This is a genomic window from Glutamicibacter sp. 363 (assembly GCF_052379505.1).
In the GTDB taxonomy this organism is placed as follows: domain Bacteria; phylum Actinomycetota; class Actinomycetes; order Actinomycetales; family Micrococcaceae; genus Glutamicibacter.
This window is the reverse complement of record NZ_JBQSYR010000028.1, coordinates 1-16,775: the sequence shown is the minus strand read 5'-3', so window position 1 is coordinate 16,775 and position 16,775 is coordinate 1. Positions and strand designations below refer to the sequence as shown.

Here is a 16,775-nt window from a genome sequence, read left to right as displayed (position 1 = left end):
GTTTCGTGCAACTGCGTCACGAAGATTCCCCCATCTTCAGCTGAGGATCAAGACCACAGGGAAGACACGGCTTGAACTACCGCAGGAGTCCCCCAAGGACGTTTGACCACTCGAAATGCATTGAACAAGATAGCAAGTCCCCACTCGCTACCTTGTTTTTCACCTTAGGGAGTTGCCGAAGATAGCGCACGAGTATCCCCACACTCGATATCCATAGGTGTTCACCTCGCGTTTGACGAAGAATACTCACTTCGAGAATTAACTACCTGTGTCGGTACGTGAGACATACTCGCTTTGGCGAGAAGTGCCAGAGTACGCAAAATCCATCACAGAGATTTTCGGCCCCCGTTCTGCTCTGTGCATACTTCTCATAATTTTCCGGACGCCGATGAGCACTGAAAGATAGTCCGTTCTACCAATTGAGCATGAGTTCCTTTCGACGTTTGATCCCCAGCTTGCCGAAAACTCTAAATAAATGCCCCTCAACTGTTCGTCTGGATAGTGTCAGGTTTTCCGCAATTTCCATGTTGCTCATCCCCCGTCGCAGAAGCCTCACGATCTCCAGTTCTCGTTCACTCAGACCAACATTCTGCAGGACCATGCCTGCGTAACCCCAAACCTGGATTTTATGCTTCTCCATCAGGCCATGCATTCGCATGACCGCTAGCCCCCGGCCTGAGGGCGTGATGACTGACAATTCCAGACCTGCAACTCTGGCTAATGCTTCTACGGCGTTTGGATAGTCGCCGGCTCTTTCGAATTCCTGAGCGAGGCGCATCAGCTGCTCGTGCTCAGCGTTGACAACGGCCTTCGATAGTTGGGCGATTCTCCCTATACGCGAGCCGGGCGCCGAAGGTGTGCCGTTTTTTACCAAGCGGTCGAACCAAAACGTCGTCGTGCCGGAAATGTCGGATCGCCAAAGCAGCAAGGCCGATTCCCATTTCACCGGGATGGACTCCAGTGATTCAATCTGCATAGTTAGTTCCGCTATGGAGTCCATGTCGGCAGTGTGTGCGCCGATGACTTCCGCAAGCATCTTCGCCACGTTAACCTGAGAAATTCCCACGGGCGATGAATGGTCGCCGTCATCAATGATTGAAGCCTGCGCTTCAGCGTCTATTTGGCACTTTACTCCCAGAATATTTACGATGATCTGGAGGAGACTGGTAGATGATGATTGCAATCGTTCTGGATCCTGCAGGGACAATGACCTAGTGGCGCGCTGTAAGTACTCAAACGAAAGTGTGTATTTCCCTTGTTGAGCGTACAGGTACCCACGGAGGTAGTTCAAAGTCCCCTGCGCCCGTAAAGAGGCTTCGTCCGACACGGATTGGAAGGCTCCAAGAAGGGATTCTGCCTGCAGGAAGTCTCCGCTGAAGATCACTGCTCGCATCCTCAGCACAAGCTCTGCCAGCCTGTAGGCATCGATCGGCACGAAAGTTCTCATGCAACCGTGGGATGCAAGTGACATTGTCGAGTTCATTTCTCCTTTCCGCCATGATTCTGAAAGATCATTCAGGTAGCGGGCCCAGTGGAGATCGGTCCATCCGCCGTGTGTGCCAGGCACTACGTCGAGGGGCTTTTGAAGGTACTCGCTCAGAACTGGCTCATAGAACTCATGTAACAGTTCGGATGTTGGAACCGATGACGATATCGGGAGGCCGTAGCGAATCGAAGCCCAGTGAATCGCAGATACGACTTGGTGCACTTCGGTCGCATCAGGTTTGAGCCACTCGTGTTCGAGAGCCCTCTTCAGAAGGGATACGGCCGGTTGCAGCTGGAAATCGCCAATTAGCGCACGGAGATGATTTAGGATAGTTGCCGGGCCCTCGGCTTCCGGTCCCAGTAGCCAGAAGATTTTTCTTGCCAACGTGTACTGGGCCGCTTCAATAGCGGTTCGAGTAGCTTCAACTATGGTTTCGCCGTCTAATGCGATGCCTTGTTCCAGAGAGGTCAGCACCAGCTGGGCATTGATGTCCTCGGTGTTTTGAGTCATTGCACCTGTTATGTCGGCTAATATTTTTTGCCTACGGCGAATAACTATGGTTCTAGCCAGCACCTCCATATACAGGGGACTCGCAATCCGGACTTTGCCCTCTTTCACTGCAAATAAATCAGCGTCCTCTAGTTCATGTTCCTGCAGAGATTGGAGATCTAAAAACTGCTGCACCGGTAGCTGGCCTGCAAGGGCCAGATACTCAAGCGCGGTCTGGGCCGCTGGGTTCTGACGACCATGGAAGCTGCGTATGGCACGATCAAGACCAGCATCAGATCGCAACTCGATCTTGTTCAAGTGCCAGGTTTCGCCTCGCTTACGCAATTGCCTCTGGCCCAGTGCATGGTGCAAGTAAAGTTTTGCCAGGAACATATTCCCAGCAGATTGCCGATGCACCGCAAAAGCAACGCCATGATCAATGTGGCTTCCAAGCCGTTCTTGGCAAAGCTGCAAAATCTCGGAACGTTTCAGCGGCTCGAGCACCAGTGTCTTCATGGTGTCCTTGGATCCTAAGGCTGCGAATTCTTCACGTTCGTCAAGCAGATCAGAACTGAACAGCAACAGGTTTGCAACTTGAGATTCGGCGAGCTGGCCCATGACAAACGCGGAAGATTCATCGAGATACTCCGCGTCAACAATGACTACCAGGGGCCTGACCTCCACACCGGATGATGCTGCCAACACCTTGAGCGCGGTCATCGAAGCTCGCAATGCCGATGTCACATCGGGGGTTGTCCCGCTGCCTGAATACAACGGCGCTAGCGTGGACAGCGGTTCTTTCTCAAGCGTTTCCGTACACACCAGGTGTACTACGGTCCCTGGATATGATTCTTTCAAGGAACGTAGCAGTCCGGACCTTCCGCTTCCAGGAGGTCCTGAGACGAACATCTTCGATACCCCGCCCTCGAACAGCCAGCGCTTCAGCTGTTTCAGCTCATTGATCCGCATCTCAGGTTCAAGACCTGTATTCGACATTGCTACCTTCATCGCCTTTAATTTTCGCCACCAAAGCTGTTAAATCCTGTCGGCCTGAGACTTCCAGCTTGTTATATACCTGGTACAGATGCCCCTCAACCGTACGCACTGAAATACCGGTGCGGTGCGCAATTTGAAGATTGGATTGACCGTTCGCGGCGGATAGGGCCACCAGCCGTTCTCTCGGTGTGAGTAGGGACCTCAAATCGAATTCAGCCAGGTCCCCCGCATTCTCAAGATGATCCGTAGCTAGTGCCATTCTGAGAATGTTCCGACGATCCCGGACACTTAACATTGAATTGACCAGATTTTTTTGTTCAGACACCAATCCACCGAAACCAAGATTAATGAGGCGCATAATTCCTGAAAGTACCTGTCTGGGCACTTTTCCCTCTACTCCCAATGCGACCTCACGAGCCGCCTCTCCCCAGTCGGTGCTGTCTCCATCGGTCATCCGGATCAGTTCATTGGCAGCCGAGGCATTCCCGGCGCGAAGCGAACAGAGCAAGCTAGTAAGGCTCAAGATTCGCTGGTGCTGCCGATCGGCCAGCACTGAGATGCTCAAGAACAAATCGTGGCATTCTTCCTTGCCAGCATCCCCGTTTGGCGACAATGCGTGAGCTAGGAAAATCCAGCCATCCAGGGGGAAAGGTAAATGTCCGGAATCCGAGCGGTTGGATAACACGTTTAGGTCAAAGGCACTCATTCCGAGGGCAAAAGGTCTTGAACTACCCCAGACATCCGTCTGCCGGGCCAGAGAACGGAGCTCTTCCATGGGTTCTCCCGACCTCGTTCCTCCCAAAATTTTCAGCATCGCCTTGATACTTTGCCCAAAGCTGAAACTTTCCGGATCGAGAGCATTTTCGTTTACTTGTATCACGCTCAGGGCTTCATTCCAACGGCCCGACTGCAGAAGAGCGAACACCAAGAGGTCATGGCAATGACGTATGCAGGTCTCAGTTGCTGAGTCACATCTATGATCTGTGGACCCATCGAAAAGAGCCATGAGTACAGCCGTCGTTCTATCTGACAATTCATGATCGCCACGTTGTATGGCGATCGCTCCTGTGAAGGCCGCCATGAGGTACTCGAAACAGTTATCTGCTGGTTCGGTGCCGTGGCCAGTTGACTCCTTCACCAGCGAGGTCAAGGCTTCTAATGCGCTCTCGGGTTGTCCTTGGAAGATGCGGCGCTTGGTTTCATCATTCCAATATTCCAAAGATGATTGCGCGCCAGTATCGGTTGCCGTTGCAACCGGAGCCGGGGACTGTTCTTGGCATTCAGGCATGGCGATGAAAGTTAATGCAGAAGGTATCACTCCTGAATTATCGGTATCCATTTCCAGCCATCCCAAGAGGATGAGTGCATCTACATGGTCTAGCTTTGCCTCACGGATTTCGGCTATTTTTCGTCCACCGTTTGCCTTGACCCAAGCAAGTGTGGTGCGTTGATCCGTCGTTAGCTCCTGCATTCTTTGGCGCGCGGTCTCAACGACAGGACCGGCCATAGATAGGCCCTGTTCACCGAGAACAAGATATCCATCGGATACTAAAATACGGTGCAGCCCAATGTTGTATCGGATCACAACGTCGAATAGCTCTCTGCTTCCTCTAGTGAGAGCCATGAGCGACCCTACGAGCAGGCTCGAGGGTCTTGCCCCAGTGATGTCTGAGAGCACCTGCCGGATTTCAAGCATCGACATGACCGGAATTTCGATGCTCGAAACGGCCGGCGACAGCAACAGACTAGACAAAGACGTCTGCAGTTCCACTAATTGGTCGTCCATGATGAGCAGGCGGATATCGCCGGTAAGCACCAACTGGCAAAGGACCGTCGCAGTCTTCTGGTCCAGCAAATGTGCGTTCTCCACGAGAATGAGACTACGTTGCGGGGCCTCACTAAATAGTTTGCGTACCTCGCTGTAGACTCCGCTGCTGGTTTGTTCAGCTTCGGGGCTCAGCGAAGCTACCAAATACTGAATAGCTCCATAATCGATTTTTTTCGCGAAGCGGGTTCCGACAACGCTGAAGCTTGTCTCAAGGAGTCCGAGTTCTTCGAGCACATCGGAAACAAGCGCTCGTTTCCCAACGCCAGGCTTTCCGGACACCACAATTGCGGCGTCGCTGCGTCGACGCAAAACATCTGTCAAACGATGACGCGCGACTCGAATTGCGCTCGCCATTTCCATGGTTGCGTGCTCAGGCACGCCGATATCTACATTGCTGAAGTTCCCTACTCCAGCAGAAAAAATCCCCAAAATTTTTTCCACCCGTCCCCCTACGGATCTGAGTAGTCAGTCACCCCCAAAGTGGCCGACTACGCATTATCTATCTGAATATAACTCATTCTCTACGCCAAATACACGGTTTGGATAATAATACGAATACGTGACTTGTTCAGAACTGCCCGGTTTCGGTCCACTACGCAAAATACACAACTAGCCCCAATGCCGTTTACTTAGCTCCCTGATGTGTCAATCTTTACTCATGGCACGCAGCGGATGGGTGAAACCCGAAAGAACAGAACGACTTTCAGACCACGCCTCTCTAGGCGTCCTCGCGAAGGTCTTCCCTCCGTCGCTGATTAACGAGGTGATCGCCAAGGTGGCTGCTGGCGAGCAACGCTCACGTCTGCTGCTCTCGTGGATGATGGTGTAACTACGTGATGGCCCTGACCTTGCATGCTGCGGCCTCCTACGAGGAAGTCATGCGCAGCTTGCTCGGTGGGCTCCAGTGGATTTCGCACCGAACCAGCCAATGGACCATGCCCACCAAAGCAGCAATTTTCAAAGCCCGCACTCGTCTGGGATCCGAGGTGATGATCGAGCTGTTCGACCAGGCCGCTAAGCCTTTCGGCCCTCAAACGCGGCGAGGATTCCTCGCGGGCTTGCGCCTGGTCAGCGTGGACTGGACCACAACGGATATCGCAGACACTCCCGCCAACGAGCAGGCCTACGGGCGGCCGGAAACGAATACCAAGTTAAAAAGCGCCTACTCGCAGGCGCGGATCCTGGGGCTGGTGGAGTGCGGCACGCACGCCATCATCGGCGCGGTGACCGGCCCGTATTCCACGTCGGAAAACGACATGTATCTGGGATTGCAGCACAAGTTTGATCCGAGCATGCTGCTGATGGCGGACCGCGGATTCTTCAGCTACCGATCTTTCAAATACAGTGCCGCAACCGGGGCCCAATTGCTGTGGCGGGTGCGCGGGAACATGGTTCTTCCGATGCTGGAGGAACTGGAGGACGGCTCGTATATTTCGGCCGTGTACGAGGGAACGAAGCAACGCCGGAACAAGGTGGATCCGGTGCCGGTGCGCGTGGTGGAATACACGGTCAGCAATGGTGCCGAGGCCAGCGAATTCCGGTTGCTCACCACGCTGCTGGATCCGGGTGTGGCCAGTGCACAGGAGCTTGCCGAGGCCTACGCGAAGCGGTGGGAGATCGAGTTGTGCTTCAAGGAAATGAAAACCCATCAGCGAGGTCCTTCGGTGGTGCTGCGTTCGAAAACTCCTGAGGGGTGTTGCAGGAAATCTATGGATATCTTTGCACTCACTACGCGTTGCGTACGTTGATTGGCGAGGTTGCCTTTGAGTTCGGCGAGGATCCCTTGAGGGTTTCCTTTACTCGTACGCTACCGGCTGCGCGGCGCTCCATGGCCGGGCAGCCCGGTTTTTCCCCCTGAAAATCTGCGGCAGCAGTTCGCTGTGTTCTGTTCGGAGCTGCTGCATGAGCTGTTGCCGGAGCGTCGGGGCCGGGCGTGTCCGCGGGTGGTGAAGCGTAAGATGTCTGGTTGGTTGTTGAAGCAAGTTCCGAAACCTGTTAAGTAAACGGCATTGGGGTTAGCCGTGATTAAGCCGGGGAAAACGCTAAGCACATAGATGCCGGTTTTGTCCCGGGTTTCGGGGCTTTCCGGAACTTTTCCTCAGCTTCTTCACGGTCGATTCCAATGACCGGAAATGGGAAGACCTCCATGACATGCAGCAATGCTTCGAACACGTGCTTCTGCGCCTTATTGCGCACCGACCGGTTCACCGTCCAACCGGTGCTGATATCGGTGACGGTCAGGGTGAAGCAGAATTCGCCGTGGCTGTTGCCGCCTTCATGTCCCACCAAATCAATCTCGACAAATCCGGGGACCACGTCATCCCATTCAGCCCACGTGCGAATAGGAATTTGGGACTAGAGCAGCGAGCCAGGCTTGGTATGGGACCTGCCATGAAGGATCATCTTCCGATGCTCGTTAGCCAGGCTCCGGTCGATGGTTGACGCGCTCATCTTGATCAGCAGCGCGGCTTGCTCGTCAGTGACGTCCAGTGCCTTCTCGGCGCGCAGCATCGGCACCAGAAACGGCATGGAAGCCGTCAGCAGTTTCGACGCTGGCCCACGCAGGACGGCCCTGCATAGGATCAGGCCCGGTTGCAGGTCGGCCGGGTAGGTCGGTTTCCGGCCTGCTCTGGCGATCCGTGGTTTGGCAGGTTTCAGTGCTTCTCGCAGGGCGCAGCGGGCGTAGTCGCGGTGCCAGCCGGTGATTTCGACCAGTTCATTCAGGATCCGTGTTTTCCCGGCTTTATCGCCGAGTCGGTATGAGCTGTTCGCGAGTTGTTTGGTGACTTGTTTGGTGACTTGTTTGGTGACTTGTTTGCGTGCGCTCATTGTCAGTCCCATGCTGCTGAGCAGATACCCGCAGAGCCCAAGAAGCAAGAAGTACTTTGGCGGAGGTTTTCTTGTGACGCAACGTAGTATCCCTGCCGGAGGTTTATTACGAGTCAACGCAAGTGATAGACATATCTCATTGCATCAGGCACTATGAGACACGACTCGATTGCTGTTTTTGGGGGCACAAATGGTGGATCAGAAGATGCATGGGGAGCAAGCCAACCGAAACGATAACGTTCGACCTGGCCGGCGGAGATTCATAGGCATTCTCTTATTCGTCCTTGCAATCGCTTTCTCCTGCGCAGCTTTCATCCTTGGAGCTAACGTTGGAGCGAAGGGCCAAATTGAGTACATTTCAAATCTGATGTCTCACCAAAATTCCCTTGTCCAAGATAATACCGAACTCAGATCGTTAAACGATCTTAGCGAATCCATTATCGAAGGATATAAGGAGGACGCCAAATCGATTGTGGAGCACGAACCAATCGGGGTGATTCCAATTCCGCCCGGTGAATTTTCCATAGTAGACAAGGATCCGCCTGTGGTACCTCTCATTGATCCATCTGCACTAGAAGATGGGTCATGGCACATAGGCGAAGATTTCGAAGCAGGTACTTACTATTCCCGTGAAGCGACCGGTTCGTCTTGTTATTGGGCGATATTCAGCGGTGGCAACGCTCCAGCTGACCTAGTCAAAAATGGGCTCACTGATGGCGCACATTCCGGCGTCCAATTAAATGATGGAGAAACCTTCCAAACGTGGGGTTGCGGGGTGTGGAAACCCGAATAGAGTATTTCCTTGAGCCGTTCTTCTGAATCTTTCCTTTCTTGTACGGCGCCGTGGACTATGGGAATCCAGCATGCTGGTATCCCATCAAGCGGGTAACAAAAGCACCGTTAAGCCTATTTCAAGGCGAAAATGGTGAAGATCAAGTCCGGACTTTTGAGCGTGGCCCAGGGCAAGAAGCTGGTGGCTAAGAACGAGAAGTCGGTCAAGCTTGCTGCTGGAACTTAAAAGGTCAACCGTTCGGTGAAGTACCAGCTCAAGGGCAAGACTTGAACGTCAAGAAGCCTCAGACCTTGCTGGCAAAAAGTCTTCCACCAAAATGTGGGTGAAGAGGAACGGGAAAACCATCAGTTGTCCCGCTGGCTTCCCGGTGAAGGGAAGCCGCACCGGCAGCAAGAACGAGTAGAAGTACCACGTCACGGGTCAGCGCTTCTACAACATCACGAAGCCCGAAGAATGCTCAAGACCGCCGCCGATGCTCGGAAGGCCGGCTACCGGGATTCGAAGATCTTGCAGCAGGCTCCGTAGCGACGGAATTGCACGCGTGACATGAAACGAACCAGGCTGCTTCCGTCCGGAAGCAGCCTGGTTCGCTTTTGTTCAATGCTGATTACGTGAGTAACCGAAGCTTAGCGAGCTACGGAACCATCCACGTAGTCATCCGCAGAGGAATCGGAGATCCAGGAGAACAGCGAGCGCAGTTCGCGGCCGGTGGTCTCGATTGGGTGCTCTTCGCCCTTCTTGCGCAGTGCCTTGAATTCCGGGGCACCGGCCTTCTGGTCTTCCATGAAGCGGGTGGCGAAGGCGCCGGACTGGATATCGGCCAGCACAGCCTTCATGTTTTCCTTCACCTCTGGGGTGATCACGCGTGGGCCGGAGACGTAGTCGCCGTACTCTGCGGTGTCGGAGATCGACCAGCGCTGCTTGGCGATGCCGCCTTCCCACATCAGGTCGACGATCAGCTTCAGCTCGTGGAGCACCTCGAAGTAGGCGATCTCTGGCTTGTAGCCGGCTTCGGTGAGAACTTCGAAGCCGTACTGGACCAGCTGCGAGGTGCCACCGCAAAGCACGGCCTGCTCGCCGAACAGGTCGGTTTCGGTCTCTTCGGTGAAGGTGGTCTCGATGACGCCGGCACGGGTGCCGCCGATGCCCGCTGCGTAGGACAGTGCCAGTTCCTTGGCGCCGCCGGTGAAGTTCTGCTCCACTGCGATCAGGTCGGGAATGCCGCGGCCTGCTTCGAATTCGCGGCGTACGGTGTGGCCCGGTGCCTTCGGAGCTACCAGGGCCACGTCAACGTTGGCTGGTGGCTGGATGAAGCCGAAGCGGATGTTGAAGCCGTGGCCGAAGAACAGGGCGTTGCCCTCTTCGAGGTGCTCGGCGATCGACTCTGCGTAGACCTGGGCCTGGACCTGGTCCGGGGTCAGGATCATGATGACGTCTGCCCACTTGGCTGCCTCGGCCACGGTGGCGACCTTCAGGCCTTCGGCCTCGACCTTGGCGCGGGACTTGGAGCCCTCGGCCAGGCCGACGGTGACGTCCACGCCGGAGTCGCGCAGGCTCAGTGCGTGTGCGTGGCCCTGGGAGCCGTAGCCAATGACGGCTACCTTGCGACCCTGGATGATTGAGAGGTCGGCGTCGTCTTCGTAGTACATATCAGCCACTGTGATTGCTCCTTAGGTTTTCTTCGAATAAGAAGTTTGTTATTGAAAGTTCGGTAATTTTGCGTGGTGCCGTTTAGGCGGAGAGGGTTTTCAGTGCCCTGTCCGACATCGACTTGGCGCCGCGTCCTACCGCTAGGGTACCGGCCTGGACGATCTCGCGGATGCCGAAGGGTTCGAGCACCGCCAGCAGCGCATCGATCTTCCCGGCATTGCCGGTGGCCTCGATGACCAGCGAGTCCTGAGCCACGTCGATGACGGAGGCGCGGAAGAGCTCGGCGGCCTGGGTAACCTGCAGGCGGGTTGCCGCATCTGCGCGTACCTTGACCATGATGTGGTCGCGCTGCACCGAGGTTTCCGGCAGCAGCTCGACGATCTTGATGACGTTGATCAGCTTGTTCAGCTGTTTGGTGACCTGCTCCAGGGAGTCCCCTTCGGCGTCCACCACCACGGTCATGCGGCTGATTCCCTCGATTTCGGTGGGACCCACCGCGAGCGAGTGAATGTTGAACGCACGGCGGGCGAAAAGGCTGGCTACTCGGGTGAGTACGCCGGGAACGTCTTCGACGAGTACCGACAACGTATGCTTTGCCATGTTCTAGTCCTCCTCTTCCCACTCTGGGGTCATGCCCTTGGCAAACTGGATCTGGTCATTGCTCACTCCGGAGGGCACCATTGGCCACACCATGGAGTCCGCGGAGACCACGAAGTCGATCACCACTGGGCGGTCATTGATTGCAAGTGCCTGCTGGATGGTGGCATCGATGTCTTCGTCGCGTTCGCAACGCAGACCCACGCAGCCATAGGCATCGGCAAGCTTCACGAAGTCCGGGACCCGTGCGGTGCCGTGGCCGGTGTTCAAATCGGTGTTGGAGTAGCGCGATTCGTAGAACAGCGTCTGCCACTGGCGGACCATGCCCAGCGAGGAGTTGTTGATGATGGCGACCTTGATGGGGATCTGGTTGATTACGCAGGTGGCCAACTCCTGGTTGGTCATCTGGAAGCAGCCGTCCCCGTCGATGGCCCACACCACACGGTCCGGCTGGGCGACCTTGGCGCCCATGGCCGCGGGTACCGAGTAGCCCATGGTGCCCAGGCCGGCGGAGTTCAGCCAGGAGCGCGGGCGCTCGTACTTCACGAACTGCGCCGCCCACATCTGGTGCTGGCCAACGCCCGCCACGTAGACGCCCTCGGGGCCGGTCAGCGCGCCGATGCGCTCGATGACGTTCTGCGGCGCGGAAAGCCCGTCATGGGTTTCGGTGTAGCCAATCGGGTAGGTTTCGCGCAGCCGGTTGAGCAGGCCCCACCAGCTGGTCAGATCCTGCGGCGGGTCCGCTTCGAAGCGCGTGGTGCACGCCTCCTGCAGCTGCGGGATGATTTCATCCAGCGAGCCGACAATCGGCACGTCCGCGGTGCGGTTCTTCGAGATTTCGGCCGGGTCGATATCCGCGTGGATCACCTTCGCGTTGGGTGCGAAGGAGGAGAGCACGCCGGTGACGCGGTCATCGAAGCGCGCGCCCAGGGTGATCAGCAGGTCGGCCTGCTGCAATGCGGTGACGGCTGAGACCGCGCCGTGCATGCCCGGCATGCCCACGTGCTGGGTGTGCGAATCCGGGAAGGCGCCGCGCGCGGTGAGCGTGGTGACCACCGGGGCGTTGATGAACTCGGCGAAGGCCTTCAGTTCCTCATGCGCGTTGGCCTTGATCACGCCGCCGCCGACGTAGAGCACCGGGCGGCTGGCGCCGGCGATCAGTTTCGCCGCTTCGCGCAGCTGCTTGTTGTGTCCCTTGGTGACCACTCGGTAGCCGGGCAGGTCCACCTTCGGCGGCCAGGAGAAGGTCATGTCTCCCTGCTGGGCATCCTTGGTGATATCCACCAGCACCGGACCGGGGCGGCCGGTCTGCGCGAGGTAGAAGGCGCTTGCCATCACCCGCGGGATTTCTTCCGGGTCGGTCACCAGGAAGGCATGCTTGGTAATCGGCATGGTGATGCCGACAATGTCGGCTTCCTGGAATGCGTCCGAGCCGATGAAGGCGCTGTGCACCTGGCCGGTGATTGCCACCATCGGCACCGAGTCCATATTGGCATCGGCTAGCGCGGTGACGAGGTTGGTGGCGCCCGGACCGGAGGTGGCGATGCACACGCCGACTTCTCCGGAAACCATGGCGTAACCCTGTGCGGCATGGCCAGCACCCTGTTCGTGGCGGACCAAGATGTGATTAATCTTGGTCGAATCCATCAGTGGATCATAGGTGGGAAGGATGGCCCCGCCTGGTAATCCGAAGACGTCCTTGACGCCCAGTTCTTCCAGTGAGCGGACGATGGCTTGTGACCCCGTCATCTTTGTGGCAGCGACGATAGTATTCGGACCCTGTACCGGGTTCGAAGCTTCCACGACGGAAGAGACAGCGGTGGCGGCATCCTTTGATCGATTAATTGATTTCGCAACCGAGGCCGGATTGGCTGGTGTTACGTTGCTCATCGGGATCCTTTCCTGATCTATCTCTTCGTTTGCGCATAAAAAACGCCCCGCGGCCGTCACTATTGACGAAAGGGGGCTGGCGCGTTACCGACGTTCTGTCCTGGTGGACAACGCTTCAGGCTTCGCGCCTGATAACTAGTAGAACCTCGGAGGTTGTTTGCATATCTCTAGTTTTCTCCACCGGGAGGTAAAGAGCAACTAGAAACCCCTTGTATCTCATTATACGAGATGGATGTCCATTGGTTGGACGCTTTTGCGTCCAACCAATGGATCATAGTGGCTCTTGGCTAGCCACAGTAGGCGCCGGTCGACGCCGAGTTGACCAGCTTCGCGTACTTGGCCAGCACACCGGTGGTGAACTTGGCAGGCAGCGGCTCCCAGCCGACCTTGCGGGCTTCCAGCTCGGCAGGCTCAACCAGCAGGTCGAAGCTGCGCGCCTCGATATCCACGCGGATCTTGTCCCCGTCCTGGACGAAGGCGATGGGCCCGCCGTCCACGGCTTCGGGGGCCACGTGCCCGATGCACAGCCCGGTGGTGCCCCCGGAGAAGCGGCCATCGGTGAGCAGCAATACGTCCTTGCCCAGGCCCGCACCCTTGATGGCGCCGGTGATGGCGAGCATCTCGCGCATTCCCGGACCGCCCTTGGGGCCTTCGTAGCGGATGACCACTACGTCGCCGGCCTGGATCTTGCCAGCGTCGAGCGCTTCGATGGCGCTCTGCTCGCGTTCGAAGACGCGCGCGGTGCCCTCGAAGACGTCCGCGTCGAAGCCGGCGGACTTCACCACAGCGCCTTCCGGGGCCAGCGAACCGTGCAACACGGTCACCCCGCCGGTCTTGTGGATCGGGTTGTCCATGGCCCGCAGGATCTTGCCATCTGGATCCGGTGGGGCAATGTGCTCGAGGTTCTCCGCCATGGTCTTGCCGGTGACGGTCAGGCAGTCACCGTGCAGCAAGCCGGCATCCAGCAGCGCCTTCATGACCACCGGCACCCCGCCGATGCGGTCCAGGTCGTTCATCACGTAGCGGCCGAAGGGCTTCAGGTCCGCCAGGTGCGGCACCTTGTCGCCGATGCGGTTGAAGTCGCTCAGGGTCAGTTCGACCTCGGCTTCGCGGGCAATGGCCAGCAGGTGGAGCACCGCGTTGGTGGAGCCGCCGAAGGCCATGGTGACGGCGATGGCGTTCTCGAAGGCCTTCTTGGTCAGGATGTCGCGGGCGCGGATGCCCTTGCGCAGCAGTTCCACCACCGCCTCGCCGGACTTGTGCGCGAACATGTCGCGGCGGCGGTCGGCCGAAGGCGGGGCCGCCGAGCCCGGCAGGGACATGCCCAGTGCCTCGCCGATGGAGGCCATGGTGTTCGCGGTGTACATGCCGCCGCAGGCGCCTTCGCCCGGGCAGATGGCCCGTTCGATGCGGCCCAGGTCTTCTTCGCTCATCTTGCCGGCGGCGCAGGCGCCCACGGCTTCGAAGGCGTCAATGAGGGTGACGTCCTTTTCGGTGCCGTCCTCCAGCTTGACCCAGCCGGGCATGATCGAGCCGGCGTAGAGGAACACCGAGGAGAGGTTCAGCCGGGCGGCAGCCATCAGCATGCCGGGCAGCGACTTATCGCAGCCGGCCAGGAGCACCGAGCCATCCAGACGCTCGGCCATCATGACGGTCTCGACCGAGTCGGCAATCACTTCGCGGGAAACCAGCGAGAAGTGCATGCCCTCGTGGCCCATGGAAATGCCGTCCGAAACGGAGATGGTGCCGAACTGCATCGGGAAGCCGCCACCGGAGTGCACGCCTTCCTTGGCGCCTTGCGCCAGCCGGTTCAGCGAGAGGTTGCACGGGGTGATTTCATTCCACGAACTGGCGATGCCGATTTGCGGTTTGACGAAGTCGTCGTCTCCCATGCCGACCGCGCGCAGCATGCCGCGTGCGGGGGCCGCATGGATACCATCGGTGACCACACGGGAACGTGGTTTGATGTCTGGGGTAGTCTCCTGGCTCATATTTGAGATTCTAGTAGTCAATATGACCAATTGGACAACCCATGACGCGACAATGACATATTTCGCTATGCGAGGAGACCGATCATTTTGTCCATCAAAGTCGGTAGAGTGGAACTTATGGACTCACGCCCGGACGAAAATCCTACCGACCACGTCAAGCGCCTCCTCCATGAGGCCTTTGACTCGCAGATCCCGAACTTCGCCAGCTATAACCTGGTGGCAGGTACCGGCATCGCCGGTTCGGGAGGCTTGAAGGTCATTGGATATCGGCGTCAGCCGGCGGAACTAGTCCTCGCACCGGTTTCTTCAACGGATCTGTCCGCGTCAGAAGCGGCCATCACCATCAACAACACCAACGTGAATCAGCTGGCGTTGCTCAGCGATGGCGGTTACGAAGTTGCCACGTCCACAGGACGCGTCTTCCGCTTTGCTATCCCCGGAACCCCGAGTATCGACGTGCATATTGATGATGCGGTCAGCGTTGGCGCGGTCATCGACCAGCAGATTGATGCGCGGGATTTCGCTGATTTCATGGATCACTTCATGAATACCATCGAGGGTACCGAAAGCTTCGTTTAAGCGACGTTCTTTTTTCACTGCATTTACCGATGTGGCGCAACGACCTCTGGTCGTTGCGCCATTTCGGTGTTCAGGCGGAGATCACCGCACCGCCGAAGCCATACTCGAACTGAACCAAGCTAAGGCGGTACTCGGTTCAGCACTCCCTTGGCCCCGCAGGTCCCATCAATCACAGTCTCGGCATCGCTGTGCAGGGTGTGTAAAAGAATCAGATCTGCGCCGAAGTCACGCGGGTTTGGATAACCCGGAACCTGGGCTTCTCCTCAAGTGATGGGTCCGGCAAAGTGGCAATCAGGGAATCCAACGTCGGCTCCGGATTTGAGCAGCAAATCCATGATCTGCAGCGCAGGAGAACCCACTTGATCCACGGTGTCTGGTTGAGGGGATAAACCGATGACCAGCACCTTGGAATCGGACGTCACTTTTCCGGCATCTGCGAGCACACGCGCACAATGCTGCGCCACCTGATCAGCGCTGCAGCTTTAGCAAATTCTTCCGGCTCGGCAGTCAGCGTCAGCAGCTGCTCGTCCATCGCGTGGGCGTCCTCTTGTTTTCGAGCAACGATAAGCCCATGGACCCGCGGGACAGCTCAGCGAGTCGGGACTCAGAGGCATCAAAACCAAGCACCCGCTCTTTGGAGATGCACTGATTGTGAAGCGTCCGCACTCCGACGGGCCCCAACCCGATCACTGCGATGTCGTATTCAAATTTGTTGTCAATACGCGGATTCTCGCCTACAAATTCTTGCGGCGAGTCTCCGGTATCAACAACCTCCGACAGACCGAGTTTGCCTCGAATATTAAGTACGGTCATCACGCTTCCCCAAGAAGTCTCCAATATACCGTTCAGAATACTACGGTGCTCCCACTTTCCTTCGAACAGGCGCAGGGCCAGCGCAACGTTTCCTCTGTACTCCCCCAAAAGTGCACAGTGAGTTGACACCTGCCCAGCAAACTGTCGGTCCGTCCTGAAACAAGCTTGAACTGGTGCATGTCAAGTTGGCTAGTGCATCCGACGGGGAATATAGAAAACCCCATAGCGATGAAAGGAATGTGGGGTTAACCCCACGTTAAACGCATACTTCAAAGATGACGCTTCAACTACTATCTTGCGTACATGCGCCGTTTAGTGATGACCGCTCCGCGGTCAATTCTGGAACGTATCCAGGCTGTGTGCTGGTCTTCCCCAGTCGAACTCGATGTGCAAACACCGTATGGCATGGAAAACAAACCTTGCCACGGTCAAGTCATGTTTTCTTACTTTGAGCTTTTCTGTGCCGAGCTCCAGGAAATAATGTCAGTGCTTAGACCCCAACTGCAGTGCGCTCGAAACCAAGCCTTCAGTGCCCACTGGACGTAAGAATGTATGCCAAGTTTATTTTTGTTGAGAATACATCCAAGATGTGAAAACACATCCGTAAATAGTTTCTGAAACACGACGTGATACTTTTCACCTATTTCCGATGTCAACGTATTGTTGGATTAGTCGGCCATAAGTATGATCGACGAGGTTTCGCTGGGGAGCGTTACCTGCACTCGCAAAGGTTCGTCAGTTCTGGGCCTGATTTACGTACCTTGGGGGTACTCGACTTGTTGATTTTAAATCCGCATTCTGCCACCGGGCGATATCAGTTCTGGCCGGGTCACC

Annotated in this window: 10 protein-coding genes and 1 pseudogene; 3 read left to right on the top strand and 8 right to left on the bottom strand. The window is 56.7% G+C overall.

What is annotated here, in order from left to right; all coding sequences use genetic code 11:
• Positions 1–412: 412 nt before the first annotated feature.
• Positions 413–2,983 (bottom strand): LuxR C-terminal-related transcriptional regulator, encoded by a 2,571-nt coding sequence (locus tag ACT3UA_RS15520; protein WP_444617213.1) that lies wholly within the window; start codon positions 2,981–2,983, stop codon positions 413–415.
• On the bottom strand, positions 2,952–5,240 hold the full coding sequence (locus tag ACT3UA_RS15515; RefSeq protein ID WP_444617211.1) for a helix-turn-helix transcriptional regulator: 2,289 nt from the start codon (positions 5,238–5,240) through the stop codon (positions 2,952–2,954). Before ACT3UA_RS15515 ends, ACT3UA_RS15520 begins: the two co-directional genes overlap by 32 nt.
• Before the next feature lie 217 nt (positions 5,241–5,457).
• Between ACT3UA_RS15515 and ACT3UA_RS15510 the strand changes: the two are divergent.
• Positions 5,458–6,657 (top strand): annotated as a pseudogene (locus ACT3UA_RS15510) (IS4 family transposase).
• A gap of 167 nt (positions 6,658–6,824) precedes the next feature.
• On the opposite strand, the gene ACT3UA_RS15505 reads toward ACT3UA_RS15510, so the two are convergent.
• Complete coding sequence (locus ACT3UA_RS15505) at positions 6,825–7,115, bottom strand: hypothetical protein (protein ID WP_444617209.1); 291 nt, start codon at positions 7,113–7,115, stop codon at positions 6,825–6,827.
• Positions 7,116–7,154: 39 nt separating this feature from the next.
• The gene (locus ACT3UA_RS15500; RefSeq protein WP_444617207.1) at positions 7,155–7,628 is read right to left on the bottom strand and encodes a hypothetical protein; all 474 of its coding nucleotides are present in this window, start codon (positions 7,626–7,628) and stop codon (positions 7,155–7,157) included.
• A gap of 190 nt (positions 7,629–7,818) precedes the next feature.
• Between ACT3UA_RS15500 and ACT3UA_RS15495 the strand changes: the two genes are divergently transcribed.
• On the top strand, positions 7,819–8,421 hold the full coding sequence (locus ACT3UA_RS15495) for a hypothetical protein (protein WP_444617205.1): 603 nt from the start codon (positions 7,819–7,821) through the stop codon (positions 8,419–8,421).
• Positions 8,422–9,047: 626 nt separating this feature from the next.
• On the opposite strand, the gene ilvC is transcribed toward ACT3UA_RS15495, so the two are convergent.
• From ilvC to ilvD, 4 genes are all read right to left on the bottom strand, one after another.
• Positions 9,048–10,070, bottom strand: coding sequence for a ketol-acid reductoisomerase (gene ilvC / locus ACT3UA_RS15490; RefSeq protein ID WP_444617255.1), 1,023 nt, complete (start codon positions 10,068–10,070; stop codon positions 9,048–9,050).
• Between the two features lie 82 nt (positions 10,071–10,152).
• Positions 10,153–10,671, bottom strand: coding sequence for an acetolactate synthase small subunit (gene ilvN, locus ACT3UA_RS15485; protein WP_096288635.1), 519 nt, complete (start codon positions 10,669–10,671; stop codon positions 10,153–10,155).
• Positions 10,672–10,674: 3 nt separating this feature from the next.
• Positions 10,675–12,558, bottom strand: coding sequence for an acetolactate synthase large subunit (locus ACT3UA_RS15480; protein ID WP_096288633.1), 1,884 nt, complete (start codon positions 12,556–12,558; stop codon positions 10,675–10,677).
• Positions 12,559–12,845: 287 nt separating this feature from the next.
• Positions 12,846–14,549, bottom strand: a complete 1,704-nt coding sequence (gene ilvD, locus ACT3UA_RS15475) for a dihydroxy-acid dehydratase (protein WP_444617202.1) — start codon at positions 14,547–14,549, stop codon at positions 12,846–12,848.
• 117 nt (positions 14,550–14,666) lie between these two features.
• Here ilvD and ACT3UA_RS15470 point away from each other — a divergent pair, with 117 nt between their 5' ends.
• Positions 14,667–15,128, top strand: a complete 462-nt coding sequence (locus tag ACT3UA_RS15470; RefSeq protein ID WP_444617200.1) for a hypothetical protein — start codon at positions 14,667–14,669, stop codon at positions 15,126–15,128.
• Positions 15,129–16,775: the final 1,647 nt, after the last annotated feature.

Bases quoted from the DNA above. Each gene is read 5' to 3' on its own strand.
- ACT3UA_RS15480 (WP_096288633.1), bottom strand. From the start codon at position 12,558: ATGAGCAACGTAACACCAGCCAATCCGGCCTCGGTTGCGAAATCAATT.
- ACT3UA_RS15470 (WP_444617200.1), top strand. From the start codon at position 14,667: ATGGACTCACGCCCGGACGAAAATCCTACCGACCACGTCAAGCGCCTC.
- ilvN (WP_096288635.1), bottom strand. From the start codon at position 10,671: ATGGCAAAGCATACGTTGTCGGTACTCGTCGAAGACGTTCCCGGCGTA.
- ilvD (WP_444617202.1), bottom strand. From the start codon at position 14,549: ATGAGCCAGGAGACTACCCCAGACATCAAACCACGTTCCCGTGTGGTC.
- ACT3UA_RS15495 (WP_444617205.1), top strand. From the start codon at position 7,819: ATGGTGGATCAGAAGATGCATGGGGAGCAAGCCAACCGAAACGATAAC.
- ilvC (WP_444617255.1), bottom strand. From the start codon at position 10,070: ATGTACTACGAAGACGACGCCGACCTCTCAATCATCCAGGGTCGCAAG.
- ACT3UA_RS15500 (WP_444617207.1), bottom strand. From the start codon at position 7,628: ATGAGCGCACGCAAACAAGTCACCAAACAAGTCACCAAACAAGTCACC.
- ACT3UA_RS15520 (WP_444617213.1), bottom strand. From the start codon at position 2,983: ATGAAGGTAGCAATGTCGAATACAGGTCTTGAACCTGAGATGCGGATC.